Genomic DNA, 25,637 nt, shown 5'->3' with positions numbered 1-25,637 from the left:
ACGGCACCGCGGCGTGCGGAGCCACCGGCATCCCTTCGCACGCTTACAGGCGGTACCACCGCACGCCGTGCGGCTCGAGCGTCAGTCCCGGGCGGAGCAACTCGCGCTCGCCGGTGATGAGTTCCAGTGCCGACTCCGGCAGCCCGGACAGCGTCTCGGCCGTGATCTCCTGCGCCGTGTCGGCGAAGTTCGCGAACACGACGACGGTGGACTCCCGGCTGTCCGACCGGCTGTCGGGCCGGCCGGGGCGCTGGTAGCCGAGGACGTGCGGGTTGCGGGTGTGGAAGGGTACGAGCCGTCCGCCGGCGAATTCCGGGGTGTGCTTGCGGACCTGGATCAGGCGGGTGAGTCCGGTGAAGACCGCACCGGCGTGCGTGGTCGGATCGTTGCGCTGCGCGTAGGCCTCGGCCGGGTAGACCGGGCGCCCCACCCAGCGGCTGTCGCCGGCCTTGGCAGGGTCGTCGAGGTAGGAGTAGTCGTTGAGCTGGCCCACCTCGTCGCCGAGGTAGAGCAGCGGGATCCCGCCGGTACTGAGGATGATCGAGTGCGCCAGGAGGATCCGCGCCACCGCCGCATCGGCTGCGGTGTCTGCAGCGCCATCTGCCGCGGCCGAGGTGTCGTCTCCCTGGTCGAGTCCCGGGATGGCTGCTGCTTCGAGGCCGGCCAGTGAGGCCGTGGTGCCGGAGATCCGGCAGTCGCCGGTGCGGGGGTTGTCCTGGAAGGGGACGCCGCGCGCGAAGCTTCCGGGGAAGCGGTCGACGTAGAAGGCGTTGAGGAACCGGCGGTGGTCGTAGCCGTCGATGCCGAACTCCGCGGCGTCCTCGTCGGAGAACGTCCACCCGATGTCGTCGTGGCTGCGCACGTAGTTCACCCACGCGGTGCCCTCGGGGATGTCATGCCTGCGTTCGAGGGCCTGGGCGAGCAGGGACACCTCCCGGGTGGCCAGGGAGTTCCAGATCAGCGCCATCTGCAGGGGGTTGTAGCTGAGCTGGCACTCTCCGGGGTCGATGTACTGCACGACCTCGTCGGGGTGCACGATCGCCTCGGACTTGAACAGCAGCGACGGGGCGGCGAGTCGGCAGACGGCATTGAACGCCTGCAGCAGCAGGTGGGCCTCGGGCAGGCTCTCACACGTGGTGCCCAGCTGCTTCCAGATGAACGCGACAGCGTCCATCCGGACGATGTCCACGCCCTGGTTCGCCAGGTACAGCATCTCGCCGGCCATGGCGCGGAACACCCGCGGGTTGCCGTAGTTGAGGTCCCACTGGAAGGAGTGGAACGTGGCCCAGATCCACCGGCCGTCCTCGAGCTGCACGAAGGAGCCCGGGTGGTCGTCGGGGAAGATCTCCCGCACCGTCCGCTCGTAGGCATCGGGCATGTCGCGATCGGGGTAGATCCAGTAGAAGTCCTGGTAGTCGGGATCGCCCGCGACCGCCCTGCGGGCCCATTCGTGCTCGTCGGAGGTGTGGTTGAAGATGAAGTCGACCACCAGGGCGATGCCGCTCTCGCGCAGCTCCCGGGCGAGGTCCGCGAGCTCGTCCATGGTGCCGAGTGCGGGGTCCACGTCGCGGTAGCTGGAGACCGCATATCCACCGTCGGAGTTCTCCTCCGGCGCCAGGAACAACGGCATCAGATGCAGGTACGTCAGCCCCAGCTCCCGGAAGTAGGGGATGCGTTCGCGAAGCCGTGCGAGGCTTCCCGCGTACAGGTCCACGTAGCAGACACCCCCGAGCATCCGGTGGGAGGAGAACCAGTCGGATGTCATCGCCCGGTCCGCGTCGAGGGCCTTCAGATCCGCGGGCCGGTCCTGCCACGAGGTGGCCGCGTCCAGGACCACCTGCAGCAGCTCGTCGTCCGAGCCGGGTCCGTAGATCCTGTGGAAGAGCGACCGCAGGCGCGGGAACTCCGCGCCGAAGCGTGCCCGGAACGACTCCCAATCGGCGTCCGTAGTACTCTGCCGGCGTGCGGACTCGAGCGCTGCCCGAAATCGACCCTCGGGCAGGGTGTGCGGAGAACTCATCCGGCAAGCCTATTGCAGTCGGGCAGGGCTCGGCGGGCCGCCCCGTGCGTGCTTCAACGCGTACCGCTGTCCGGAAAGGGGGAATGGTGGCTCCATCGCCGGCGTGGGAGTAGTCTCCTCCCACCACATCCCTGGAAAGGTCGCAATGATGAGACGTTTTCTCCGTAGTTCCGCCTTGCTGGCATCGATGGCGATTGCCTTGTCCGTCGTCGGGACAACCCCCGCCTCGGCCATCACGGGAGGCGAGCCAGATGGCGAAGAACATCCAAATGTCGGATTGATCCTGGCCTATGGGGAGGACGGCCAGCGGTTTCGTTGTTCGGCCACCCTGATCGAGCCGACGATCCTCCTGACAGCCGCGCACTGCACCGATGGGACCGTAGGGAGCACCCTGGTCACGTTCGACTCCGTGGTGGCCGAGGCGCCACCGTCACCGTTCCCTTTCGCAGCGGACCCCTCCGTCGGGTACACGGACGCGGAAATCGCCCGCGCAGGCTACTTGTCGGGAAGTGCGGCTACCCACCCCGCCTATTCGGACTTCACGGACCTGTCCAACTGGAACGACGTCGGGGTCATCGTCCTGGATGGGGCGATCACCGGCATCCAGCCGGCGAAGGTTGCCCCGATCGGATACCTCGATCAGTTCGGGTCTCCCGTACTCAACAAAACCCTGTTCGAGGTGGTGGGTTACGGCACCGAGGTGCGCAAGCCGGAGGCCGGGCCGCAGAAGCCCCAGCCCATGTCGTATCCGCTCATCCGTCGCAACACCACGTCGCCGGGCCAGAAGCTGACCCCGCAGATCCTGCAGCTGCAGGGCAACCCGAACGACAACCGAGGGGGAGGCGGAACCTGTTTCGGGGACTCGGGTGGGCCCGTCTTCCTCGGCGGTTACCTCGTGGCCGTGACGAGTTACGGGTACACCGCGAACTGCCGCTACCTCGGCGGTTACCAGCGCGTGGACATCCCCGTCGTGCAGGGTTGGCTCGCGGACTACCTCGTTCGGAACTAGGGCACCTGCAGAACAGGAGCCGGCTCCCGCGAGGGGGCCGGCTCCTGTTTCGTTCTCCGTAGTGCCCGCCCTGTCAGCAACAGTGGGCAACACGATGGAGCGAGGTGCTGCTCCGTGCTACTCCGAGACGGGGATGGACTGCGACTTCAGGGAGTCGATCGTCTTCTGCTGCCCGTTCTCGAGGGCGTCCATGAGGGTGCCGGAGCCGCCGATGGCTGCACCGAACCCGTCCGAGACGTCCGTGTAGGTCTGCGTCATCGTGGGGCCCCAGGTGAAGTTCGGGTCCACGTTCGAGGACGCGTCGGCGAAGACCTCGTAGATCTTCTGTCCGCCGTAGTAGTCGACGCCGCCGGCGAAGGCTTCGAGCTCGGTCGCGGACTTCGCTGCCGGGTAGATGCCGCCGAGTTCGTTGGCGAGCGCGAGGGCTTCGGGATCGGTGTTGAGCCACAGCGCGAACTTCGCGGCCTCGGCCGGGTGCTCGGAGCCCTTCAGGACCGCCGTGGACGAACCGCCCCAGTTACCGGCGGTCTCCCCGCCGTCCTCCCACTGCGGCATCGGGGCGACGGCCCACTTGCCGGCGGTGTCGGGAGCCCCGTCGGAGAGGGTGGTCGCGCCCCACACGGCGGACACCCAGGTCCACTGCTGGCCCTGGTTGAAGGACGCGTTCCACTCGTCCGAGAAGGACGGCAGCGTGGAGACGAGGTCCTTGGAGAGCAGGTCCTGCCAGTAGGTGGCGACCTCCTCGGACTCGGGGCTCGTCAGGTTGACGTCCCAGCTCTCGCCGTCGTTCGCGAACCACTGGCCACCGTTCTGCCAGACCATGCCGGCAAACCAGTTGACGTCCTGCTTCGGGAAGTTGGTGATGTAGGAGCCCTGCGCCTTGATCTGCTCGGCTGCCGCGGCGTACTCCTCCCAGGTGGTGGGGACCTCGATGCCGGCGGCCTCGAAGAGGTCGGCGCGGTAGTACATGGCCATGGGGCCGCTGTCCTGGGGGACGGCGTAGACGGAGCCCTCTTCGCCGAAGGTCACCTGGCCCCAGGTCCAGTCGACGAACTTGTCCTGCGCGTCGGCGACGCCCTCGCACGCTGCGATGTTCTCCAGTCCGTCCTGGACACGGAAGTTCGGCAGCGCGTCGTACTCGATCTGGCCGAGGTCGGGTGCGTTGCCGGCCTGGATCTGGTTGAAGAAGTTCTGGTAGGTCCCCGAGTTGCCGTTGGGGCCGGTCTGCACCTCGACCTGGATGTCGGGGTTCTCGGCGTTCCACAGCTTGACGACCTCGTCCATGCCGGGGACCCACGTGGTGAAGTTCAGGGTGACAGGGCCCTCGGAGGCCTCGCAGGGAGCCGCTTCGGCTCCTGCCTCGGTGCTGTCTCCGCCGGCTGAACAGCCGGAGAGAGCCAGCGCAGAGATCATGGCAAAGGCCGCGGTGACTTTTCCGTAATGCGCGCGCATTGTCTTTCCTATCGGTGGTAGTGCGGTGCAGGGGCGGTCGCCCGTGCACCTGTGGTGCTGGTCGGGAGACTGGGGTGCTACTTGACGCCGCCTGCGCCGAGGCCGCTGCTCCAGAAACGCTGGAGTGCGAGGAAGGCGATGATCAGCGGGAGGATCGAGACGAGCGCGCCGACGATCACGAGGGAGCGCAGCTCGGGGATCTGGCTGATCTGGCTGTTCCAGGCGTACAGACCCAGCGTCACGGGGAAGAGCACCTGGTCGCGGAGCATGATCAGGGGCAGGAAGAAGTTGTTCCAGATCGCCACGAACTGGAAGAGGAAGATCGTGACGAGGGCCGGTGCCATGAGGCGCGTGGACACCGTGAAGAACGTGCGGATCTCACCCGAGCCGTCCAGGCGGGCCGCTTCGAGCAGTTCGTTGGGCACGCTGGCTGCGGCGTAGATACGGGCCAGGTACACGCCGAACGGGCTGACGAGGCTCGGCAGGAACACGGCCCACATGGTGTTGGTCAGCTCCACGCGGCTGAAGATGAGGAACAGGGGGAGAGCCAGCGCCGTGGCGGGCACGAGGACCCCGCTGAGCACGATGTTGAAGATCGCCTCGCGCCCCCGGAACTCGTACTTGGCGAGGGCGTACCCGCACATCGCCGCGATGATCGTGCCGATCAGGGCGCCGACACCCGCGTAGAGGGCGGAGTTGAGCAGCCAGCGGCCGAACAGCCCGTCGCCGTAGCTGAACAGGCGCCCGAGGTTGGCGAAGAAGGTCCCGGCGGAGTTGCCCGTGAACCACAGGGGAGCGGTGGACGTGATCTCGCCGCCCGTCTTGGTGGACGTGGTGAGCAGCCACCAGATGGGGGTCAGGAAGTACAGGGTGAAGACACCCATGATGAGCATCGCCGCACTGCGGGACATGATGCTCTGACGGGGACCGCGGGCATGCCTGCCGGCGCTGTCCGCCGTCGAACTCCCGCCACGATGGCGCTTGGACGCGGTGGCTGGGGCTGCCGTCACTGGGTTACCTTCCGCTGGGTGGACTTGAGGAAGACGAAGGAGAGGATGAAGGTGGCGAGTGCGAGGACCACCGAGAACGCCGCGGCGAGGTTGTAGTTCGGCACCGACGCCGTCGTGTAGACCGCGAGGTTCGGGGTGAACGTGCTGTTGATCGCCGAGCTGAAGCTGCGGAGCGTCTGGGGCTCGGCCAGGAGCTGGAGCGTGCCGATGATCGAGAACACCGCCGTCAGGATGATGGCCGGGATCACCAGGGGGATCTTGATGCGCCAGGCGATCTGGATGTTGCTGGCGCCGTCGAGCCGTGCCGCCTCGTAGATCTCCGTGGGGATCGCGAGCAGCGACGAGTAGATGATGAGCATGTTGTAGCCCACGTAGACCCAGGTGACGATGTTCGCGATCGCCCACAGCACGAGGTTGCCGCCCAGCAGGTCGACGTTCGAGGTGACTGCGCCGAACGGCGAGAGCGACGGCGAGTACAGGAAACCCCACATGATGGCCGCGATGACGCCGGGGACGGCGTAGGGGGCGAAGAACGCGAGCCGGAAGAACTTCTTGCCCTTCAGCAGCGGCGAGTCGAGCAGCAGCGCGAACAGGAGGGCGAGGCCGAGCATGATCGGCACCTGCACCACGCCGAAGAGCAGCACGCGCCCCACCGATTCCCAGAACGCGGTGTTCTGGAAGACCTGCTCGTACTGGACGAAGCCCCCGAAGACCTGCCGGGGCCTGCCGAAGGTGCCCTCGCGCTCCACGGTGAGCAGCGACTGCACGACGGCGTACACGATCGGGATCGCGTAGAAGGCGAGGAAGAGGATCGCGAACGGCGCGATGAACAGCGCCACGGCGCGGCGCTGCGCTCCCGACGAGCGGGTCCTCCTCGAGACCGGGGCCGCCTTGGGGGCCTCGGCCGGAGTGCTAAGAACTGACATGGCCTGCATCCTTTCGGCCCTGGGTCGAGCCGTCGGTGTCGGTGGTTGCTGGAGTGGTGCGCACGACGCGGACGGCGCCTGCGGGAACCACGACGACGTCGGCCACGGCCTCGGCGGTCAGCAGTTCCAGACCGCTGACCCGGTGCTTGCGGTCCTCGGTGGTGTGGTTGATGAGGAAGACGTACTCGCGCCCGTCGCCGCGGCGCGCGACGACCTCGAGGCCGGACTGCGCCTCGGGCACCTCCACGCCGGCGGTGACCGCTGCCCGGAGCAGCAGGTCCCTGAGTACGCCGCCGTCGAGCACGGTCCCGGCGTACCACGCCTCGCCCGCTCCGACGCGGTTGCGGGTCACGGCCGGTGTCCCGGTGTGGTGGCCGGTCGCGTAGCTGAGGACGGCCTCGGCCGAGGTGAGGCGCAGGGACTCGGACCAGAGCGTGGCGGGTGAGCCGTTGTCGAGGGTCAGGGGGTGCGCGGGATCGAGGGGGAAGAACTCCTCGGAACGGATGCCGAGGAGGTCACGGAAGGCTCCCGGGTAACCGCCGGGCCGCACCCTCTCGTTCTCGTCGACGATGCCGCTGAAGAACGTGATGAATGCGGAGCCGCCGTTCGTCACGAAGTCGCTGATGACGGCGGCGTGCTCGTCGCGCACGAGGTAGAGGTTCGGCACCACCACGAGCTTGTAGGCGGAGAGATCCGCGCCGGGAGCCACGATGTCCACCGTGACGCCGGCGTCCCACAGGGCCTTGTAGGCGGCGTGGACCTGCTCGATGTAGCGCACGTCGCCCGACGGGTGCGACTCCTGGTCGTGCGCCCACCATGCCTCCCAGCTGAAGACGAGCGCGACGTCGGCGTGCACCGTGGTGCCCGCGACCTCCCGGAGTCTTCCGAGCGTGGCGCCGAGTTCGACGACGTCGCGCCAGACCTGCGAATCGGTGCCGGCGTGGGGGAGCATTGCGGAGTGGAACTTCTCGCTCCCTTGCAGCGACGCGCGCCACTGGAAGAAGCACAGGCCGTCAGCACCCCGCGCGAGGTGGGTCAGGGAGTTGCGGAGCATCTCCCCGGGACCCTTGGCGATGTTGCGGGGCTGCCAGTTCACGGCACCCGTGGAGTGTTCCATGAGCAGCCAGGGCAGTCCCTGGGCGAGCCCGCGGGTGGTGTCGGCGGCGAACGCGAGTTCCGCGTCCGGCGCGCCGAGACGGTGGTCGAGGTAGTGGTCGTTCGCGATGACGTCCATCTCCGGCGCCCAGGACCAGTAGTCCTGGTCGCGGATGTGCGCGGCGACCATGAAGTTGGTGGTCACCGGGACGGTGCTGTTGCGACGCAGGACCGACTCCTCGGCCGAGTAGTGTGCGAGCAGCTCGTCGGAGCTGAAGCGGTGGAAGTCGAGCGTCTGCGTGGGGTTCAGGGCCGAGAGGGTGAGCCTCGGGGGCAGCACCTGCTCCCACGCGGAGTACCGCTGGCTCCAGAAGGCGGTGCCCCAGGCGGCATTGAGTGCGTCGAGGGTCTCGTAGCGGGTCCGGAGCCAGCCCCGGAAGGCCTCGGCCGAGACGTCGCAGTAGCACAGGGAGTTGTGGCAGCCGAGCTCGTTGGAGACGTGCCACAGGCGCAGGGCCGGGTGGCTGCCGTAGCGGGCGGAGACCTGCTCCACCAGGGCCAGGGCGTGCCGCCGGTAGACGGGGGAGCTGGGGCAGAACGCCTGGCGGCCGCCGGGCCAGCGGCTGGTGCCGTCGGCGGTGCGGGGGAGCATCTCGGGGTGGGCCGTGGTGAGCCAGGCGGGGGTGGACGAGGTGCCGGTGCCGAGGTTCACGCCGATGCCGTGTTCGGCGAGGAGGTCCATGACGGCGTCGAGGTCCTCGAACCGGAACACTCCCTCCTCCGGCTCGAGCTCCGCCCACCCGAAGATGTTGACGGCCACGAGGTTGACGCCGGCTTCCTTCATGAGTCGGACGTCCTCACGCCAGACGGCGGCGTCCCACTGCTCGGGGTTGTAGTCACACCCGTAGACGAGCTCTCCGTTGCCGGACAGTCCTGCGACGGTGGTTGTGGGTGCCAAACCTGCTCCTCATGCTGCGGTACCTGTTCTCGGGCGATGCCGGAGAACAGACCACGGCGCAGTTCTGTGAACGTTCCCAGAACCGGGCGGCGTACTCTCCATCGAGAATGTGTGAACGCTCCCAGAGTAATGCCGGCCACATTCGGTGTCAACGGCGACCGGAAGCGGCCAGGCTGATTCGGCGCGCCGGAGGCGGTGGACTCAGGCGCTGGTCCCGGCAGACCGTCGGACACCGTCGGCGGACTGTCCGGGATGGTCCGAGGCGTCGTCGTGGATCCGAAGCGCGACGACGAGTCCGCAGTACAGTGCGTCCCGGCCGAGCAGCGCCTCGTGAGTCCCGATGTCCCGGATCCGCCCGCCGTCCATGACCACGATCCTGTCGGCGTCGAGGACCGTGGAGAGGCGGTGTGCCACGGTGACGACCGCGGCGCCGGAGGCGACGTCGGTGATGCACCGCTGCAGCGCCTGCTCGGTCACGCCGTCCACCTGTGCGGTCGCCTCGTCGAGTATCAGGACGTCGGGTGTGCGCAGGACCGCGCGTGCGACGGCGACCCGCTGACGCTGGCCGCCCGACAGCTGGCCTGCCTGGAGCGAGGTGTCGAGCCCATGGGGCAGGGCGGCGACGACGTCGGTGAGGCGGACGGCCGCCAGCGCGGCCGCGACCTCCTCGTCCGAGGCGTCCGGGTGCGTGAAGGTGATGTTCTCGCGCACCGTGCCGGGCACGAGGGGCGTCTCCTGCTCCACGTAGGCGAGCCGCGCCCGCACCTGCTGCGGGGTCCACTGCGCGTACGGCCTCCCGTCGAGGACCATCCCGCCCGCCGAGGGTTCGAGGAAACGCAGCAGCAGGGAGAGCAGGGTGGTCTTGCCGGCGCCGGACGGGCCGACGATGGCGAGGTGACCCCGCCTCGGGATCCCGAGGGTGATGCCTGCGACAGCCTCGCCGGCGTCCGGGCCGTACCGCGCGCTGACGTCGTCGAACTCGAGGATGCAGGGGGTGCCCGCATCCGCCGGTGCCATCGGTCCGTCGGGAACGGTGGTCGGCTCCGGCTCGAACCTGTCCATCTGACCGATCCGCTCGGCGGCCGCGATACCGGACTGCAGAGCCGTGAGGTTCTGGGTCAGCTCCGTGAGCGGTCCCATCAGCCCGAACGCGTACAGCAGGAAAGCGATCAGCGTCGAGACGGGCATGTCGCCCTGCGCCACCCGCCATGCACCGACGCCGAGGATGACGATGATCGCGAGTTGCAGTCCCGTCCACGCGATCGTCCAGACCCACGCCTGCGTCACCGCTGACCGCACCCCGAAGCGGGCGGCGGTGTCGATGTGGGAGCCGATGCTGTCGAGGATCCTGGCCTCCGCCCGGCTCGCCTTGACCGTGCGGATGGCACGGACGGCGCCCTCCAGCGTGGACCCGATATTTCCCACGGCCTCCTGGGCTCTCGCCTCGGCGACGGCGATGCGCGGCAGCAGCAGGACCATGAGGGCCGTGACCACGCCGACGGCCACCACCGTGATGCCAAGGAGAGGCGGGTCCAGCACGAGCATGAGCACGAGCGTCCCGACGAGCATCACGACGGCGTTGACGAGTCCCACGAGGCTGGCCGAGGCCTGGTGCAGAAGGCCGGTGTCGCTGGTGACCCGCGTGACCACCTCGCCGGACGGCGTTCGCGCCACCGACCCCACCCGCGCCCGCAGCACCGTGCCGACCAGCATCCGGCGGGCGGCGAGCACCACCTGTTCACCCAGCCTCCCGAACAGGATCCACTGGGCGAACGAGACCACCGCCCCGGCGATCACGAGTGCGAGCAGCCACACCACCGGGCTCACCAGGGTGTCGGCCGTGTCGGCCGTAGCCAGTGAATCGAGCACCCACTTCGTGACCAGGGGAGTAGCGAGACCCGCAGCGCTGGCGAGCAGGCCCAGCAGGAGGCCGACGAGCAACGTGGCGCGGTGCGGAGACAGCAGGGTGAGCAGTATTCGGAGCCTCATGCTCCACAATGGAACATCGGTGTACCAGTCTGGTCAATAGTCTGCAGAGTCAGCGACTACTCGAATCGGGATGGAGTAGTGTCGCTCGCGTGACCGCACCAGCAACCGGAGTACGCTCCCGCACCCGTCAGGCGATCGTCGCCGCGGCGGTGACGACGCTCGCCTCGGACCCGTCGGCGAGCCTGGCGGACGTGGCGGACGCGGCGGGCGTGGGCCGCACCACCCTGCACCGGTACTTCGCCGAACGCTCGGACCTGGTGGCCGGGGTCACGGAGGAATGCGGTCGGGCCGTAGCCGCGGCCCATGCCCGCGCCCGGCTCCTCGACGGCACCGGGCGGGAGGCACTTCTGCGACTGTGCCGGGAGTACTTCGACCTCGGCGACGTCCTGGCGCTCGTGTTCAACGGCGTCGTGGAGCTCGACGGCGCACTGCCCGACGACGAGGCCGGGCTGTCCGTGCGGGTCTGCGAGCGGGGGCACGACGACGGCAGCCTCGACCCGGGCCAGCCCGCCCTGTGGCTGGTGAACGTCCTGTGGTGCTCGCTCTACTCGGGGTGGGCCTGGATGCAGGAACACGGAAGCTCACGCCACGACGCCCTGGAACTGCTGCTCCGCACGCTCGACGGCGCCGTCCGACCGCGCGGCTAGCCTTCCGTCGCGATCCGCGCGCGCAGCAGGGGCATGCCCGGGCCGTCGAGTTCGTCGAGGTAGGCGGCCCGGCCGGCAAGGCACATCACGAGTGCGAGCAGCGTGCCCTTCACCTCCGGACCCTCGCCCGCGGTGAAGGAAGCGTCCGTCGCGACGAGCCGGAGGCCCGCGGCGTTCCGGCGACTCGGGACGGTGAAGTTCCTGGCCACGAAGAACTCCGCCACGGGGAGCAGCGCCTCGATGCCGGGCCGGGTCGGGATACCGAGCGGCGACCGGATGTCCTGGGCATGCACCACCACCTCACCGAGGTAGGCGGGGATGTCCGACGACGGCGCGATCGACAGGTCCATCACCTCCCGGAACCGCTCGAGCGTGCCGGCGGGTGAGGCGCCCCGGTGTTCGGCCAGGCGTCGCCGGTTGTGTACCCCCGGGCGGAAACCGGCCAGCAGCATGCTCCTGATCCACCGCCCCCGGCCCACCGATGCTGCGGCCGAGAGGTGTGCGGTGACGTCCTCGACGTCCCACTCGCCGCACAGCGTGGGTGCCCGCCACTGCTCGGGTCGGAGGGCGGCGAGGTCCCGGGCGAGGGAGGCCCGTTCGGCGTGGGCCATCTCCCACAGGGCATCGGTGCCGGTGGTGGTCCCGGGCATGCGTCAGGCCGGCTGCTGGTCGCCGTACTTGGCGCCGACGGCTTCCCAGTCGCCGGTCTGGGCGATGGGATCCATCCACATCACTTCCCAGGTGTGTCCGTCGGGATCGGCGAAGGAGCGCGAGCGCATGAAGCCGAGTTCCTGCGACCTGCCTTCGACGGCACCGGCCGCGACGGCCCGGCCCACGAGAGCATCGACGTCCTCGGGCGCGTCCACGCTGATGGCATTGATGACGGCGGAGGTGGCGTGGGCGTCGGCGACGGGCTTGTCCGTGAACTGCGCCCAGTGCTGGTGGGTCAGGATCATCAGGAAGATGGTGTCGCTGATGGCGACCGCACCGGCGTCGTCATTGGAGAAGTCCGGGTTCAGCGTCCAGCCGAAGCTGGTGTAGAAGGCCTTGGACCGTGCGAGGTCGCTGACGGGGAGGTTGATGAAGACGTTCGTGGCCATGGCCGTTCTCCTGTTCCTGGGTGGTGTTCCGGCAGCTGCTGCCGAACCTTGTACCTGTTGGACGCAGGCCCGCCTGAAGAATCATCGGTGCCCCACCTCTTCCTGTCCACCCCTTGCTAAGCGGGCCCAACAGGGCAACAGTAAGGGGGAAAACCCCAGGGGAGGCCGACCATGAGTACTTCTGCCGAACATGCGTCCGATGCACCGACCACCACCGGAGAACCGGAACTCAAGCGGGTCCTCGGGCCGAAGCTGCTCCTGCTGTTCATCGTGGGGGACATCCTCGGCGCCGGCGTCTACGCCGTGACCGGGACGATGGCCGGGACCGTGGGCGGGCTGGTCTGGCTGCCGTTCCTCCTGGCCTTCATGGTGGCGACGATGACCGCGTTCTCCTACCTCGAACTCGTGACGCAGTATCCGCAGGCGGCCGGAGCCGCCCTGTACACGCACAAGGCGTTCGGCATCCACTTCGTCACGTTCCTGGTGGCCTTCGCCGTCGTCTGTTCGGGCATCACGAGCGCCGCGACGTCGGCGAACGTGCTGGCGCAGAATTTCTTCGGGGGGCTCGAGGTCAACGGCTGGATGGCCGTGCCCGGTCAGGGCGTCATCACGGCCGTGGCCCTCGGGTTCATGCTCCTGCTGGCCGTGATCAACCTGCGCGGTGTGGGCGAGAGCGTGAAGTTCAACGTGGTGCTGACGCTCGTCGAGGTGGTGGCGCTGTGCATCGTGATCGGTGTCGGGTTCTTCGTGATGGCGCAGGGCAACGGCAACGTGGGCGAGATCTTCGTGTTCAACGACTACCAGGACAAGGGCCTCTTCCTCGCGGTGACCGCGGCGACCTCCATCGCGTTCTTCGCCATGGTGGGCTTCGAGGACTCCGTGAACATGGTGGAGGAGACCCAGAACCCCGAGCGCATCTTCCCGCGCACCATGCTGACCGGCCTGGGGATCGCCGTCGTCGTCTACATGCTGGTGGCCGTCTCGGTGGTCACGGTGCTCAGCCCCACCGAGCTCGAGGGCATCCGCGAGGCCGAGGGCGCGGCCCTGCTCGAGGTGGTCCACAAGGGCTCGCCCGACTTCCCGATCGACAGGATCTTCCCGTTCCTCGCCGTCTTCGCCGTGGCGAACACGGCACTGATCAACATGCTGATGGCCAGCCGCCTGATCTACGGGATGGCTCGGCAGGACGTCCTGCCCCGCCCGCTCGCGAAGGTGCTCCCCGTCCGCTGCACCCCCTGGGCCGGTATCGCCTTCTCCACGCTCCTGGCACTCGGCCTCATCCTCTACGTGACCAGCGACCCCGAGAGCAACATCGTCGCCAACCTCTCGGGCACCACGGCGTTCCTGCTCCTGTGCGTGTTCACCGTGGTGAACGTCGCCTGCGTGGTGCTGCGGCGCAAGCGGGACGTCAATCGCAAGGTGTTCTTCACCTCTCCCGGCCCGCTGCCCATCGTGGCCGCGCTCCTGTGCGCGTTCCTCGCCGGTCCCTGGGTCGGCCGCCCGGCGGTGCAGTACCAGATCGCCGGTGGACTCATGGCGATCGGCGTCGTTCTCTGGGTCGTCACATGGCTCATCAACCGGCGGACCAACACGCGGGCGGGCGACCCGACGGCGATCGACGCCTGATCCTGATCCCTGCGGGCCGATAGCATCGCACCATGGAGATCCTCCGCTACGCGGCGTTCACAGACCGGCCCGACGGCGGCAATCCCGCAGGCGTGGTGCTCGACGCCGATGCCCTCACCCCCGCGCAGATGCAGGCCGTCGCCGCCGACCTCGGCTACGCGGAGAGCGCCTTCGTGTCGCATCGGTCGCCGGGAGCGGCGACTGTGCGCTACTTCGCACCGGAGGCGGAGATCCCGTTCTGCGGTCATGCGACGATCGCCACCGGCGTCGCGCTCGCCGGACGCGAGGGGCCGGGAGCGCTGGTCCTGTCCACGCCCGTGGGTCCGGTAGACCTCAGCACCGAGACAGTGGGCGACCGCATCGTCGCGTCCCTCGTGACCGTCGAGCCGTGGGTCGGGAAGATCGGCGTCGAGGTCCGGATCGAGCTCCTGCGGCACCTCCGGCTCACCGAGGAGGACCTCGCGGCCGACCTGCCGGTGATGCTGTCCTTCGCCGGGAACATCCATCCGATCGTGCCCGTGCGGACCGCGGCGGTCCTCCGGGGGCTCGACTACGACTACGACGGGTTGAAGACGCTGATGGCCGCACAGGGGTGGGGAGCCACGATCGCCGTCGTGCACCGGCTGGGGCCGCTCGTCTTCGAGGCGCGGAATCCGTTCCCGCCGGGCGGGGTGCGGGAGGATCCGGCGACGGGGTCGGCAGCGGCGTCGCTCGGCGCGTACCTCCGGGCGCGGGGCGAGGTGGCGCCGCCCGCCATGCTCACCGTGCATCAGGGGGCCGATGTCGGACGTCCCTCGCTCATCACGGTGGGTATCGCGCCGACCGGTGGCCTGACGGTCTCCGGCGGCGCGGTGCCGATCAGCGCCTAGGGCGCCCGCCGGGTCGAGCGACGAGGCCCGGAGTCAGGGTCCCGCGATCGGTGCCGTCATCGCGTCCGTCACGCGGACGAGGTCGGCCGGCGCCACCTCGATGTCCAGCCCGCGCCGGCCTCCGGACACGAAGACGGTCGGGTGGTGGAGCGCGGTCGCGTCGATGACCACGGGTGACGGTCGGCGCTGCCCCAGCGGGGAGATCCCGCCGAGGACGTACCCCGTCCGGCGCTGTGCGAGAGCGGGGTCGGCCATCGCCGCCTTCCGCCCGCCGAGGGCGGAGGCGAGGGCCTTGAGGTCCAGGGAACCGGTGACGGGCACGACGGCGGCCACGAGGGTACCGTCGACGCTCGCCATGAGCGTCTTGAAGACCTGCGCGGGCGGGACGTCGAGGGCTGCCGCGGCCTCCAGCCCGTAGGACGGGGCGCCCGGCCGGTGCTCGTAGGGGCGGGCGGTGTAGGCGATACCGGCCGCCGAAAGTGCGGCAAGGGCCGGGGTCCCTGCGGCATCCGCGGCTCTCCTCACCATGTCCTGCTCCTCCAGGTCCTACGACGCCGTGGCGACGTCCCGGAGGAGCTCCGAGATGCGGGGGTCGGGGTGGCCCCAGGCCCCCGCGAAATCGCAGGACGTGATGAAGTCAGCCACCACGGGACCCGCCAGGATCACCCCTTCGAGGTAGTCCACCCCGTCCTGCTGCACGGGCTCCGCCCCGTGGGCGACGAGCGTCTCGAGGAGAGATCCGGTGTCCGTTCCGGCCCCGGTGTGCAGGGAGCACCAGTACAGGTAGAGACCCTCGACCTCGTCGAGGGTGGCGAGAGAACCGTCGTCGGTGACGGTGATGCATTCGCGGAGGAAGTCTTCGGTGTGCTGCGTCATGGTGATGATCCTTTGCAGGTGCTCGTAAGCGGGGCCGGCGAGGGATGGGGCCGGCGGGATCGACTCGCTCGAGGCGGTCGGTGCGGTGAGGATGCGCTGGTGGGCATCCACCGCGTCAGCGCGCGAAGGCGCCGCGGGGTGACGGGTCGTCAGACGGGCGGGCGTACGCCGGGGCTCGGACACATCGGGTGGGTCGCTGGACCGCCTGCGAGCGGCTGCGGGGGAGAGGCTTCCTGGCCGTTCATGGTGCACGCCCCTTCCGGGGATGGTGCTCTGCTGTCGCGTACCCGGCGCGAGGGGCGGGGCAGCGACGAGAAGAACCGAAGGCAGCCGCCTTCTTCTAGACAACTGCCCCCACCCTACTCCTCCCCGGCGCGGATGGTGCGGGGCGGCTCGGCTACAGTACACGTATGCCCCCGACGCGTACCCGGAACCGCCGGGCGACCATCAACGACGTCGCCACCGCGGCCGGGCTTTCGCGGGGTACGGTGTCGCGGGTCGTCAACGGCGAACGCTACGTCTCGGACGAGGCGCGCACCGCCGTCGAGGAGGCCATCGCCCGCGTCGGCTACGTACGCAACTCGGCCGCACGGAACCTCGTCACGCAGGAATCCAGGGCGATCGCCCTGATCATCCACGAGCCGCACTCGCTCCTGTTCGAGGACCCGAACATCGGGTCGATCCTCCTCGGTGCCAACGCCGTCCTGTCGAGGGCCGACTACCAGCTGGTCTCCCTCATCATCGACTCGGACCGGGACAGCCGCAGGGTGGCGGACTACCTCCGGGGCGGGCTCGTGGACGGAGCGGTGATCGTCTCGGCCCGCGCGTCGGACCCGATCGCCTCCGCCGTGCGCGACATCGGGGTGCCCGCGGCCTTCGTCGGGCATCCGCCCGGGACGCCGGACCTGCCCTACGTGGCGATCGACAACGTGGCCGCGGCCCGCGCGATCACCCGCCGCCTCGTGGACACGGGCCGCCGGCGGATCGGCATGATCGCCAGTGCCATGGACCGCGACTCCGGCCATGACCGCTTCTCGGGTTTCCGCGACGCCATGGGCCCGCGCTTCGACGCCTCGCTGGTGGTCGAGTACCCGCTCTACACCTATGCGGCCGGGCTCGAGGGCATGCAGGAACTGCTGCGGCGCTGCCCGGAGATCGACGGCGTGTTCGCCGCATCCGACGCCGTCGCCGCCGGTGCCATGACCGCGCTCCAGGAGTCGGGGAGGAAGGTGCCCGACGACGTCGGGATCGTCGGGTTCGACGACAGCAGCTGGGCCCTGCGGACCAGGCCCCAGCTGTCCACCGTCAGGCAGCCCGCGGACCTGCTCGGCAGCACCGCCGCCGAACTGGTCCTGGCCCAGATCAGGGGCCTGCCGAGCCCGGTGCAGGTGCTCGAGACCGCGGTCGTCTGGCGCGACTCGGCCTGACGCGCCCGCAGGCCGGGCGGGCGCCCGAGATGAGGAGAACGCCATGTGGATCGGGTTCATCGAGTTCGACGTCCTGCTCGGCGACGTGCATTCGCTGAAGGGCAAGCGGTCGGTGGTGCGTCCGCTGGTGTCCGACCTGCACCGCAAGTTCGAGCTGTCCGTCGCCGAGGTGGGCCACCAGGACCTCCACCGGCGCGCCGTCGTCGGCGCGGGCCTGGTGGGCGGTGACCGGCGGCATGTCGTGGACGTGCTCGACCGCGCGGAGCGGTACGTCGCCGCGCGGCCGGAGATCGAACTGCTCAGCGCCCGGCGGCGGCTCCTCAGCAGCGAGGACTAGCGGCCGTCCTCCCGCTCAGGGATGGTCGGCGGAGGACGACGACGAGGCGAGCGCATGCAGCGCGCCGTCGTCGAACGCGTCGAGCAGGGCCCGGATGTCCTTGTAGACCTCCACCGCCCCGGCGTCACGCAGCTCGGCCTCACTGGTGCCGCCCGAGGCGAGTCCGATCGTCGGGATCTTCAGCTCGGAGGCCGCGAGGACGTCCCACACCGAGTCGCCGATGAAGACGGCGTTCTCCGCCTCCAGCCCGCCGGCGTCGAGCGCGGCCTGGAGGATGTCGGGGGAGGGCTTGCTGTTCTCGGCGTCGGAGGAGCTGGTGGCGGCACTGATGGACGCGTCCGCGTCGATGATCCCCCGCAGGACGCCGAGCTCCTGTTCCGAGGCGGAGGATGCGAGGACCACCGTCAGGCCGTCGTCGGCGCACCGGCGCACGAGGTCGGCAGCGCCGGCGAACGCGCGGAGGCCCGGCCAGTAGCTCGAGAAGATGGCGCCGTGCGTGGCGTCGAGCTCGTCGTCCTGGTCGGCGTCGCGGTCGTCCCCGAGCAGGTGCTCCACGAGCTTGTCCCCGCCCATGCCGATGGCGCGGTGGATCTCCGCCGCGGGCACGTCGTGGCCGAACCGGCGGAACGCCTGCCACCACGCGAGGGTGTGCTGGTAGTTGGAGTCGACGAGCGTGCCGTCCACATCGAACAGCACCCCGTGCCGTCCGTTCGTCGATTCCGTGGTGCCGTCTGCCAAGGTGTCCGCCTTTCCGCGTGTCTGGACTCGATTCCCCATCGAGTCTAGGAACGGGGAGCGACGTCCGTGGCGGCGTTCGCGCGGTTGCGGCCGGCGGGTAAGTGTGGCCGCGGGCAGGACGGGCTAGACACCGGCCACGGGCTCGACGACGATCGCCACGCGCTCGTCGCCGATGCGGGTCAACACCAGGGTGGCCTTCCCGCGGCCCTTGCCGGACCCGGTCAGCAGCTGCTTGCGCACCTCCTCGGGCGTCACGGCGGTGCCGCGCTTCTTGATGTCGAGCACGCCGATCCCCTCGGAGCGCACCCACGACCTCAGGGCCTTCACGTTGTAGGGACGGACCTCGAGCACCCGGTAGGCGCGGGCGAACGGGGTGTCCGTGTACGAGGGTGCGCAGATGTAGGCGATCATCGGGTCCAGCAGGTGCCCGCCGAGCTGCGCGGCGAGGTCAGCGACGAGCTCGGCCCGGATGACGGCGCCGTCGGGCTCGTAGAGGTAGCCGCCCGGCGCGCCGACCGCCGCCGTCGGGCCCTCCCCGAAATCCGCCGCGGACACCAGCTCCGCGGCGCCCTGCGGACCGATGACGAGCGCCGCCCGGCGGACGCCGTCACGCCGGAGGGTGTTGAACCAGAGAGCCACCTCGGTGACGTCGCCGCCCACGGACACCCACTGCGCCTCGCAGGTGGACGGGATCGCCGCGTGGGGCATGCCCGGGCCCATCTTCACGCCCACGGGCTTCCCGCCGTCGGCGAGGTGCTGGACGAAGGACAGGGGAGGGGAGAACGCCTCGGGGTCGAAGAGGCGGGAGGTGCCCGACGTCGTGGTCGTCCTCCGCGCGGGATCGAGCCAGACGCCGTCGTACGCCCCGGTGTCCACGGAGGAGGCGTCGGCGTTGACGACGCGCGCATTGCGGAAGGGCAGCAGGTTCATCGTCGCGGCGGCGGCTGTCGTCTCGTCGAGTTCGACGGCGGTGACGTCGCGCTCCAGGGTGGCCAGCGCCATGCTGTCGGCGCCGAGACCGCAACCGAGGTCGGCGACCCTCACGAGGCCGGCGTCGACGAAGCGCTGCGCGTGGCGTGCGGCGACCGTCAGGCGCGTGGCCTGCTCGAGGCCGGCCGCGGTGAAGACCATGCGCTCGGCGAACGCCCCGAACTTCGCGGAGGCCTTCGCGCGGAGCCGCGACTGCGTGAGCGCTGCGGCGACCACCTGCGCGGAGTGTCCCGCCTTGCGCAGCTGCCCGGTCAGGCGGAGGCTGTCGGCCTCGGTGTACGGCCCGAGGGAGTTCAGCAGCTCCCAGCCCTCGGGGGTCAGGATGTCCGCGATGTTCTCCGAAGCCATGCAGTCAGCCTAGGCGAAGTAGACGCCGATCCTGTTGCCGCGGATCTGCTCCACCTGGATCTCGACGTCGTACACCCGGTGCAGCACCTCCGGCGTCATGATCTCCTCGGGTGTGCCCTGGTGGATGAGCGCGCCCTCGCGCATCGCGAGGATGGTGTCCGAGTAGCAGGAGGCGAAATTGATGTCGTGGATCACGAGGACCACGGTCTTCCCGAGGTCGTCGGCGAGCCGGCGGAGCAGGCGCATCATGTCCACGGAGTGCTTCATGTCCAGGTTGTTGAGCGGTTCGTCGAGGAGGATGGTGCCGGTGTCCTGTGCCAGCACCATGGCGATGAAGGCCCGTTGGCGCTGGCCGCCCGAGAGCTCGTCGACGAAGCGGTCGGCGAGGTCCGTGAGGTCGAGGTACTCGAGGGCCCGCTCGATGTGCTCGCGGTCCGCCGCCGTGGGGCGGCCGTTGTTGTGGGGGAACCGGCCGAATCCCACGAGGTCCCGGACGGAGAGCCTGACGGTCAGCTGGTTCTCCTGCCGCAGGATGGACAGGGTCTGGGCGAGGTCCTTCCCTGGTGTGGTGGCGACGTCCAGCCCGTCCACCTCGACCCGGCCGGCATCCAGCGGCAGGAGCCGGCTCATCAGGGACAGCAGCGTGGACTTGCCGGCACCGTTCGGGCCGATGATCGACGTGACGCCGCCGCCGGGGATCGTGCACGTGACGTCGTCCACCACCGTGGCGGCGCCGTAGCGCTTGGTGGCGTGGCTGATGGTGATCACCGGATGCGGCCTTTCAGGAGGAGGACGAGGAAGACGAGGCCGCCGGTGAACTCGATGACGATGCTGAGGGCGGTGTCGAACGCGAAGACCTGCTCGAGGACGAGCTGCCCTCCCACGAGGGCCACCACCCCGAGGAGGACGGCGACGGGCAGCACGACGGCGTGCCGGAAGTGGTTGCACAGCTGGTACGCGAGGGCCGAGACGAGCAGGCCGAAGAACGTCGCGGGCCCCACCAGTGCCGTGGAGACGGCCACGAGCACGGAGCAGATCACGAGGACCAGGGTCACGGTGCGCCGGTAGTCGACGCCGAGGCCGACGGCGGTGTCGCGCCCGAGGGCCAGGACGTCGAGGCGGTGGCGCAGGCGCCAGGCGGGGACGCACAGGACGGTGACGGTGACGGCGGAGATCAGCAGCAGCATCGGATCCACGCGGTTGAAGCTCGCGAAGAACAGGTCCTGCAGGATGATGAACTCGCTCGGGTCCATGAGGCGCTGCAGCAGCGACGAGACCCCGCGGAAGAAGACGCCGAACACGATTCCGACCAGCAGCAGCAGGTGCAGGCTGCGGCCGTGGCCCGTGAACAGCCACCGGTACAGCAGCCACGAGAAGCCGACCATGAGCGTGACCTCGACGGCGAAGCGGATCGGCGCGCCGAGGGTGAGCAGGGTGGAGGCGCCGAGCGCGAACGCCAGGACGGTCTGGATCAGGATGTAGAGCGCGTCCAGGCCCATGATGGACGGCGTGAGGATCCGGTTGCCGGTCACGGTCTGGAACAGCACGGTGGACACCCCGACGGCGACGGCGACCAGCACCATGGCCCCGATACGGTTGAGTCGCCGCGGCAGGACGTAGGCGAGGTTGCCGTCGAGGTCCACGAGCAGGAACGCCGCGATGAGGGCAGCGGCGACGAGGCCGAGCACCACGAGCCACGCGGCGGGCGGAAGCGCTGTCATCGGCTTCCGGACCGACTGCACGACGGCGTCGGGCAGGGGACTGGTCCTAGCGCGCACCGGTGGTCCTCCTCACGAGCAGGGCGATGAACAGGGCGCTGCCGAGCACCGAGACGATCACGCCGACCGGGATCTCGTAAGGGAAGCGGATGACCCTGCCGAGGATGTCGCACGCCAGGACGAACCCGGCGCCGAACAGGGCGATCCACGGGACGGCGCGGCGCACGTTGTCGCCGATCAGCAGGGACACGAGGTTGGGGACGATCAGGCCGAGGAAGGGGATGGCTCCCACGACCACCACGACGACGGCGCTGATGAGGCTCACCAGGACGAGGCCGAGGTTCATGGTGCGCCGGTAGTCCAGGCCGAGGTTCGTGGTGAACTCCTCGCCCATCCCGGCCACGGTGAACCGGTCGGCGCACACGTAGCCGACGACGGCGAGCACGGCGACGATCCACAGCAACTCGTAGCGGCCGCGGATCAGGCCCGAGAAGTCACCGATCATCCACGTGTTGAGCGTCTGCAGCAGGTCGAAGCGGTAGGCGAAGAACGTGGTCACGGCGGCGATGACCCCGCCGAGCATGATGCCCACGAGCGGGACGATCAGCGTGTTCCGCAGCGGGATCCGGCGCAGGACGGTCAGGAAAAGCGCGGTCCCGGCCAGGGCGAAGACGGCGGCGATCCCCATCTTCGCCACGAGCGGGGCGGCCGGCAGGAGGAGCGTCGCGACGAGGATCCCCGCGGTGGCGGACTCCACCGTGCCCACGGTGGACGGTTCCACGAACCGGTTGCGCGCCATCAGCTGCAGGATGAACCCGGAGATGCTGAGGGCCACGCCGGCCAGGATGATCGCGAGTGTGCGGGGGACCCGGCTCACGACGAACGTCTGCATCACGGTGGCGTTACCGCGCAGGAGATCGGCGGGGGAGATCTCGGAGACGCCCACGAAGAGGCTGACGAGGGCGAGCAGCAGCACGGCCCCGGCGGCCGACCAGAGGGCCGGCGACCGCGTGGGGCCGGGCTGCTGTGCCGGCCGCTGCGGCCGGAGGGGAAGTGCTGCCATGGGGGGCGCCCGCCGCGGGAGCGGCGGAACGGATCAGGCCGCGACGGCCTCGTGGACGGCCGAGACCATGGCGTCGAGGTTGTTCAGGCCGTATCCGATCAGGTACCAGCTCGCCGAGTCGAGGTAGGTGACGTCGTCGTTCCTCGCTGCGTCGGTGCCGTTGACGAGCTCGTTGTCGAGGACGGCGGCTCCGGCGGCGCCGGCCTCACCGACGGCGGCATCGCGGTCGATGACGAACAGGTGCGCCGGGTTGATCTCGGCGATGTACTCGAAGGAGACGGCCTCGCCGTGCGTGCCCTCGCTCTTGACCTCGGAGGCGGGCTCGACGCCGAGCACGTCGTGGATCAGGCCGAACCGGGAGCCGGCACCGTAGGCGGTGACCTCACCGGCACTGGTCATCAGGACCAGGCCGTTGCCGGCGGACGCGGCAGCGTCCTTCGTCTCGGTGATCCTGGCGTCGAGCGAGGCCAGGCGGTCGGCCACCTCGTCCTCCGCACCGAAGATCCGTCCGAGCGACTCGGTGTGCCCGATGAAGCTCGCCATGGGATCGGCGGCGTCGACGCTCAGGTCGATGGTCGGGGCGATCTCCGCGAGCTCGTCGTAGGAATCGGCCACACGGCCCGAGATGATGATCAGGTCCGGGGCGGCGGCCGCGATGGCCTCGAAGTCGGGCTCCTTCATGGAACCGATGTTCGTGATGTCGCCGCCCTCGTAGGCCGCGAGCTGCTCGGGCAGCGTCCCCTGGGGGACACCGGCGACGTCGACGCCGAGGGCGTCGAGTGTGTCGAGGGCGCCGAGGTCGAAGGTGAAGACCGTCTCGGGGTCCACCGGTACCTCGGTGGTCCCCTGCGCGTGCTCGACCGACACGGTCGCGGCCGCTTCGGCCTCGCCGGCAGCTTCGGAGGAACCGCCGCAGGCCGTCAGGGCGAGGGTGGCCGCAGCGGCTGCGGAAAGGACGGCGAGGCGCACGTGTGCCATGGGTGAACTCCGGGGGGAAGGGGCCTGCACAGGCCGTGAATCGAAGTAAGGAGATCCTTACCTAGATCGAATCTAGCCGTAGTCCGTCGAATTACGCAACCGAAGCATGTCCTAATGCGTCCTACCGGGGCCCGCCGGGGAGGACGAGTGTCAACGCTGGCACTCGCCTTGACCGAGTGCCAGCCCTTGCATACAGTCGGACTTGGCACTCGCTCATAGCGGGTGCTAATCCCGAGGGAAGCGTGCATCGGCACCGCGACGACGGTCCACGCCCAGCCCGACGGCCCCCTTTCCATTGGTATCGAACGCAAAGGAGAGCCCGAGTGTCGGTCTCTATTAAGCCCCTTGAGGATCGCATCGTTGTCCGCCCCCTCGAAGCCGAGCAGACCACTGCTTCCGGCCTCGTCATCCCGGACACCGCCAAGGAGAAGCCCCAGGAGGGTGAAGTCGTAGCAGTCGGACCGGGTCGCGTCGACGACAACGGCAACCGCGTCCCCGTCGACGTCGCCGAGGGCGACGTCGTCATCTACTCGAAGTACGGCGGAACCGAGGTCAAGCACGGCGGCACCGAGTACCTCGTGCTCTCCGCGCGCGACGTCCTCGCCATCGTCGTCAAGTAGTACCCCTGGAGAAGCCCCGGCCCGTAGCGGCCGGGGCTTTTCCTCGCCAAGCCTGAAAGGAACCAACAGTGGCAAAGCAGTTGGAATTCAACGACGCCGCCCGCCGTGCCCTCGAGGCCGGCGTGGACAAGCTCGCGAACACCGTCAAGGTGACGCTGGGCCCCCGCGGACGCAATGTCGTGCTCGACAAGAAGTGGGGCGCCCCCACCATCACGAACGACGGCGTCACGATCGCCCGTGAGGTCGAGCTCGACGACCCGTACGAGAACCTCGGCGCGCAGCTGGCCAAGGAGGTCGCCACCAAGACCAACGACGTCGCCGGTGACGGAACCACGACCGCCACGGTCCTGGCCCAGGCACTCGTCAAGGAGGGCCTCCGCAACGTGGCGGCCGGTGCGGCCCCCGGGCAGCTCAAGCACGGCATCGAGGTGGCGGTCGAGGCCGTCGCCAAGCGCCTGCTCGAGAACGCCCGCGAGGTCGTCGGCCAGCAGACCGCCAACGTGGCCTCCATCTCCGCGCAGAGCACCGAGGTCGGTGACCTCCTCGCCGAGGCGTTCGACAAGGTCGGCAAGGATGGTGTGATCACCATCGAGGAGTCCTCCACCACGCAGACCGAGCTCGTCCTCACCGAGGGCATGCAGTTCGACAAGGGCTACCTCTCGCCGTACTTCGTGACCGACCCCGAGCGCCAGGAAGCCGTCCTCGAGGACGCGCTCATCCTCATCAACTCGGGCAAGATCTCCTCGCTGCAGGAATTCCTGCCGCTGCTCGAGAAGGCGCTGCAGGCCGGCAAGCCGCTGTTCATCATCGCCGAGGACATCGAGGGCGAGGCGCTCTCCACCCTCGTGGTCAACAAGATCCGCGGCACCCTGAACGTCGTCGCCGTCAAGGCTCCCGGCTTCGGTGACCGCCGCAAGGCCATGATGCAGGACATCGCCACCCTCACGGGTGCGCAGGTCGTCTCGCCGGACCTCGGCCTCAAGCTGGACCAGGTGGGCCTCGAGGTGCTCGGGTCCGCCCGCCGCATCACCGTCACCAAGGATGCCACCACGATCGTGGACGGCACCGGCAGCGAGTCCGACGTCGCCGACCGCGTGGCGCAGATCCGCGCCGAGGTCGAGCGCACCGATTCCGACTGGGACCGCGAGAAGCTCCAGGAGCGCCTCGCGAAGCTCGCCGGCGGCATCGGCGTCATCAAGGTCGGCGCCGCCACCGAGGTGGAGCTCAAGGAGAAGAAGCACCGCATCGAGGACGCCGTGTCCTCCACGCGTGCCGCTCTCGAGGAGGGCATCGTGGCCGGCGGCGGTTCCGCGCTGGTCCACGCCGGCAAGGCGCTGGACACCGACGCCGACGTGCTGGCACTCGAGGGCGACGCAGCCACCGCCGTCGGCCTCGTCCGCCGGGCCCTCGCCCAGCCGCTGCGCTGGATCGCCGAGAACGCCGGACACGAGGGCTACGTGGTCGTCGCGAAGGTCTCGGACCTCGAGGACGGTCACGGCTTCAACGCCGCGACCGGCGAGTACGAGAACCTCGTGGACGCGGGCATCATCGACCCCGTGAAGGTGACGCGCTCCGCCCTGCGGAACGCCGCCTCCATCGCGGCGCTCGTGCTCACCACGGAGACCCTCGTGGTGGAGAAGCCCGAGGAGTCCGACGACGAGGGCGGCCACGGCCACTCGCACTAGGACGCACGGGCTCCCGCCCATCGCCTGACGCAGCACCCCGGTTCCTCGGAGCCGGGGTGCTGCCGTGTCCGAGGGTGTCGAGGTGGTCGGGCTTCCTCCCCTTGCATGACGCCGGGACGTGGGAGTGTCCGGGTGTGCCCATCCCACCGGCAGCCG

The 25,637-nt window shown here is 69.4% G+C and carries 24 protein-coding genes; 8 read left to right on the top strand and 16 right to left on the bottom strand.

The window, feature by feature from the left end:
* Positions 1 to 43: 43 nt before the first annotated feature.
* On the bottom strand, positions 44 to 2,020 hold the full coding sequence (locus tag ACX80N_RS00230; RefSeq protein WP_459337841.1) for an amylosucrase: 1,977 nt from the start codon (positions 2,018 to 2,020) through the stop codon (positions 44 to 46).
* A 277-nt stretch (positions 2,021 to 2,297) separates the two neighbouring features.
* On the opposite strand from ACX80N_RS00230, the gene ACX80N_RS00225 reads away from it, so the two are divergent.
* A complete protein-coding gene (locus tag ACX80N_RS00225; protein ID WP_459337840.1) occupies positions 2,298 to 3,029 on the top strand; it encodes a trypsin-like serine protease in 732 nt (243 codons plus the stop codon).
* A 117-nt stretch (positions 3,030 to 3,146) separates the two neighbouring features.
* Here ACX80N_RS00225 and ACX80N_RS00220 read toward each other — a convergent pair whose 3' ends face one another.
* The 5 genes from ACX80N_RS00220 to ACX80N_RS00200 all read right to left on the bottom strand — a co-directional run bounded on the left by ACX80N_RS00220 (position 3,147) and on the right by ACX80N_RS00200 (position 10,459).
* A complete protein-coding gene (locus ACX80N_RS00220; protein ID WP_459337839.1) occupies positions 3,147 to 4,481 on the bottom strand; it encodes an ABC transporter substrate-binding protein in 1,335 nt (444 codons plus the stop codon).
* Positions 4,482 to 4,558: 77 nt separating this feature from the next.
* Positions 4,559 to 5,392: a carbohydrate ABC transporter permease gene (locus ACX80N_RS00215; protein ID WP_459338453.1), complete on the bottom strand. Its 834-nt coding sequence runs from the start codon at positions 5,390 to 5,392 to the stop codon at positions 4,559 to 4,561.
* Between the two features lie 95 nt (positions 5,393 to 5,487).
* Positions 5,488 to 6,426, bottom strand: a complete 939-nt coding sequence (locus ACX80N_RS00210; protein WP_105032841.1) for a carbohydrate ABC transporter permease — start codon at positions 6,424 to 6,426, stop codon at positions 5,488 to 5,490.
* Positions 6,404 to 8,470, bottom strand: coding sequence for a beta-galactosidase (locus ACX80N_RS00205; protein WP_459337838.1), 2,067 nt, complete (start codon positions 8,468 to 8,470; stop codon positions 6,404 to 6,406). The genes ACX80N_RS00210 and ACX80N_RS00205 overlap by 23 nt, the downstream gene beginning before the upstream one ends.
* Positions 8,471 to 8,671: 201 nt before the next feature.
* Positions 8,672 to 10,459 carry an ABC transporter ATP-binding protein gene (locus ACX80N_RS00200; protein ID WP_459337837.1) on the bottom strand — a complete coding sequence of 596 codons (1,788 nt, stop codon included), beginning with the start codon at positions 10,457 to 10,459 and terminating at the stop codon, positions 8,672 to 8,674.
* Positions 10,460 to 10,548: 89 nt separating this feature from the next.
* On the opposite strand from ACX80N_RS00200, the gene ACX80N_RS00195 reads away from it, so the two are divergent.
* A complete protein-coding gene (locus tag ACX80N_RS00195) occupies positions 10,549 to 11,106 on the top strand; it encodes a TetR/AcrR family transcriptional regulator (protein WP_459337836.1) in 558 nt (185 codons plus the stop codon).
* Here the strand turns inward: ACX80N_RS00195 and ACX80N_RS00190 are convergent.
* Positions 11,103 to 11,756: a maleylpyruvate isomerase family mycothiol-dependent enzyme gene (locus ACX80N_RS00190; protein WP_459337835.1), complete on the bottom strand. Its 654-nt coding sequence runs from the start codon at positions 11,754 to 11,756 to the stop codon at positions 11,103 to 11,105. The genes ACX80N_RS00195 and ACX80N_RS00190 overlap by 4 nt on opposite strands.
* Positions 11,757 to 11,759: 3 nt before the next feature.
* Entirely contained in the window at positions 11,760 to 12,206 is a 447-nt protein-coding gene (locus ACX80N_RS00185; protein ID WP_105032837.1) for a VOC family protein, read from the bottom strand.
* 171 nt (positions 12,207 to 12,377) lie between these two features.
* Between ACX80N_RS00185 and ACX80N_RS00180 the strand changes: the two genes are divergently transcribed.
* Positions 12,378 to 13,832, top strand: a complete 1,455-nt coding sequence (locus tag ACX80N_RS00180) for an APC family permease (RefSeq protein WP_459337834.1) — start codon at positions 12,378 to 12,380, stop codon at positions 13,830 to 13,832.
* Between the two features lie 32 nt (positions 13,833 to 13,864).
* Entirely contained in the window at positions 13,865 to 14,701 is an 837-nt protein-coding gene (locus ACX80N_RS00175) for a PhzF family phenazine biosynthesis protein (protein ID WP_459337833.1), read from the top strand.
* A gap of 33 nt (positions 14,702 to 14,734) precedes the next feature.
* Here the strand turns inward: ACX80N_RS00175 and ybaK are convergent, their stop codons facing one another.
* Positions 14,735 to 15,229, bottom strand: coding sequence for a Cys-tRNA(Pro) deacylase (gene ybaK / locus ACX80N_RS00170; protein WP_105032834.1), 495 nt, complete (start codon positions 15,227 to 15,229; stop codon positions 14,735 to 14,737).
* Positions 15,230 to 15,247: 18 nt separating this feature from the next.
* The gene (locus tag ACX80N_RS00165) at positions 15,248 to 15,577 is read right to left on the bottom strand and encodes a hypothetical protein (RefSeq protein WP_459337832.1); all 330 of its coding nucleotides are present in this window, start codon (positions 15,575 to 15,577) and stop codon (positions 15,248 to 15,250) included.
* Between the two features lie 410 nt (positions 15,578 to 15,987).
* Between ACX80N_RS00165 and ACX80N_RS00160 the strand changes: the two genes are divergently transcribed.
* Together ACX80N_RS00160 and ACX80N_RS00155 are read left to right on the top strand one after the other, a co-directional pair.
* A complete protein-coding gene (locus ACX80N_RS00160) occupies positions 15,988 to 17,004 on the top strand; it encodes a LacI family DNA-binding transcriptional regulator (RefSeq protein ID WP_459337831.1) in 1,017 nt (338 codons plus the stop codon).
* A gap of 43 nt (positions 17,005 to 17,047) precedes the next feature.
* A complete protein-coding gene (locus ACX80N_RS00155) occupies positions 17,048 to 17,341 on the top strand; it encodes a DUF503 domain-containing protein (RefSeq protein WP_105032831.1) in 294 nt (97 codons plus the stop codon).
* 15 nt (positions 17,342 to 17,356) lie between these two features.
* Here ACX80N_RS00155 and ACX80N_RS00150 read toward each other — a convergent pair whose 3' ends face one another.
* From ACX80N_RS00150 to ACX80N_RS00125, 6 genes are all read right to left on the bottom strand, one after another.
* Positions 17,357 to 18,079, bottom strand: a complete 723-nt coding sequence (locus ACX80N_RS00150; RefSeq protein ID WP_459337830.1) for an HAD family hydrolase — start codon at positions 18,077 to 18,079, stop codon at positions 17,357 to 17,359.
* A 123-nt stretch (positions 18,080 to 18,202) separates the two neighbouring features.
* The gene (locus tag ACX80N_RS00145; RefSeq protein WP_459337829.1) at positions 18,203 to 19,417 is read right to left on the bottom strand and encodes a class I SAM-dependent methyltransferase; all 1,215 of its coding nucleotides are present in this window, start codon (positions 19,415 to 19,417) and stop codon (positions 18,203 to 18,205) included.
* A 9-nt stretch (positions 19,418 to 19,426) separates the two neighbouring features.
* Positions 19,427 to 20,185, bottom strand: a complete 759-nt coding sequence (locus ACX80N_RS00140; RefSeq protein WP_459337828.1) for an iron ABC transporter ATP-binding protein — start codon at positions 20,183 to 20,185, stop codon at positions 19,427 to 19,429.
* Positions 20,182 to 21,195, bottom strand: coding sequence for an iron chelate uptake ABC transporter family permease subunit (locus ACX80N_RS00135; protein ID WP_459337827.1), 1,014 nt, complete (start codon positions 21,193 to 21,195; stop codon positions 20,182 to 20,184). Before ACX80N_RS00135 ends, ACX80N_RS00140 begins: the two co-directional genes overlap by 4 nt.
* Entirely contained in the window at positions 21,185 to 22,198 is a 1,014-nt protein-coding gene (locus ACX80N_RS00130) for an ABC transporter permease (protein WP_459337826.1), read from the bottom strand. Before ACX80N_RS00130 ends, ACX80N_RS00135 begins: the two co-directional genes overlap by 11 nt.
* A 33-nt stretch (positions 22,199 to 22,231) precedes the next feature.
* Complete coding sequence (locus ACX80N_RS00125; protein ID WP_105032826.1) at positions 22,232 to 23,176, bottom strand: siderophore ABC transporter substrate-binding protein; 945 nt, start codon at positions 23,174 to 23,176, stop codon at positions 22,232 to 22,234.
* A 323-nt stretch (positions 23,177 to 23,499) separates the two neighbouring features.
* On the opposite strand from ACX80N_RS00125, the gene groES reads away from it, so the two are divergent.
* Positions 23,500 to 23,796 carry a co-chaperone GroES gene (gene groES, locus ACX80N_RS00120; RefSeq protein ID WP_105032825.1) on the top strand — a complete coding sequence of 99 codons (297 nt, stop codon included), beginning with the start codon at positions 23,500 to 23,502 and terminating at the stop codon, positions 23,794 to 23,796.
* 68 nt (positions 23,797 to 23,864) lie between these two features.
* Positions 23,865 to 25,481, top strand: coding sequence for a chaperonin GroEL (gene groL / locus ACX80N_RS00115; RefSeq protein WP_459337825.1), 1,617 nt, complete (start codon positions 23,865 to 23,867; stop codon positions 25,479 to 25,481).
* Positions 25,482 to 25,637 lie beyond the last annotated feature (156 nt).

This window comes from Arthrobacter sp. MDT2-16 (assembly GCF_054510925.1).
The sequence above is the reverse complement of the archived record's forward strand: the minus strand, read 5'-3'. Positions and strand labels throughout refer to the sequence as shown.

What these genes read in the sequence shown, in the direction of transcription:
- ACX80N_RS00230 (WP_459337841.1), bottom strand. Translation starts at nt 2,020, where the DNA reads ATGAGTTCTCCGCACACCCTGCCCGAGGGTCGATTTCGGGCAGCGCTC.
- ACX80N_RS00220 (WP_459337839.1), bottom strand. Translation starts at nt 4,481, where the DNA reads ATGCGCGCGCATTACGGAAAAGTCACCGCGGCCTTTGCCATGATCTCT.
- ACX80N_RS00215 (WP_459338453.1), bottom strand. Translation starts at nt 5,392, where the DNA reads ATGTCCCGCAGTGCGGCGATGCTCATCATGGGTGTCTTCACCCTGTAC.
- ACX80N_RS00210 (WP_105032841.1), bottom strand. Translation starts at nt 6,426, where the DNA reads ATGCAGGCCATGTCAGTTCTTAGCACTCCGGCCGAGGCCCCCAAGGCG.
- ACX80N_RS00200 (WP_459337837.1), bottom strand. Translation starts at nt 10,459, where the DNA reads ATGAGGCTCCGAATACTGCTCACCCTGCTGTCTCCGCACCGCGCCACG.
- ACX80N_RS00190 (WP_459337835.1), bottom strand. Translation starts at nt 11,756, where the DNA reads ATGCCCGGGACCACCACCGGCACCGATGCCCTGTGGGAGATGGCCCAC.
- ACX80N_RS00185 (WP_105032837.1), bottom strand. Translation starts at nt 12,206, where the DNA reads ATGGCCACGAACGTCTTCATCAACCTCCCCGTCAGCGACCTCGCACGG.
- ACX80N_RS00180 (WP_459337834.1), top strand. Translation starts at nt 12,378, where the DNA reads ATGAGTACTTCTGCCGAACATGCGTCCGATGCACCGACCACCACCGGA.
- ACX80N_RS00175 (WP_459337833.1), top strand. Translation starts at nt 13,865, where the DNA reads ATGGAGATCCTCCGCTACGCGGCGTTCACAGACCGGCCCGACGGCGGC.
- ybaK (WP_105032834.1), bottom strand. Translation starts at nt 15,229, where the DNA reads ATGGTGAGGAGAGCCGCGGATGCCGCAGGGACCCCGGCCCTTGCCGCA.
- ACX80N_RS00165 (WP_459337832.1), bottom strand. Translation starts at nt 15,577, where the DNA reads ATGACGCAGCACACCGAAGACTTCCTCCGCGAATGCATCACCGTCACC.
- ACX80N_RS00160 (WP_459337831.1), top strand. Translation starts at nt 15,988, where the DNA reads ATGCCCCCGACGCGTACCCGGAACCGCCGGGCGACCATCAACGACGTC.
- ACX80N_RS00155 (WP_105032831.1), top strand. Translation starts at nt 17,048, where the DNA reads ATGTGGATCGGGTTCATCGAGTTCGACGTCCTGCTCGGCGACGTGCAT.
- ACX80N_RS00145 (WP_459337829.1), bottom strand. Translation starts at nt 19,417, where the DNA reads ATGGCTTCGGAGAACATCGCGGACATCCTGACCCCCGAGGGCTGGGAG.
- ACX80N_RS00130 (WP_459337826.1), bottom strand. Translation starts at nt 22,198, where the DNA reads ATGGCAGCACTTCCCCTCCGGCCGCAGCGGCCGGCACAGCAGCCCGGC.
- ACX80N_RS00125 (WP_105032826.1), bottom strand. Translation starts at nt 23,176, where the DNA reads ATGGCACACGTGCGCCTCGCCGTCCTTTCCGCAGCCGCTGCGGCCACC.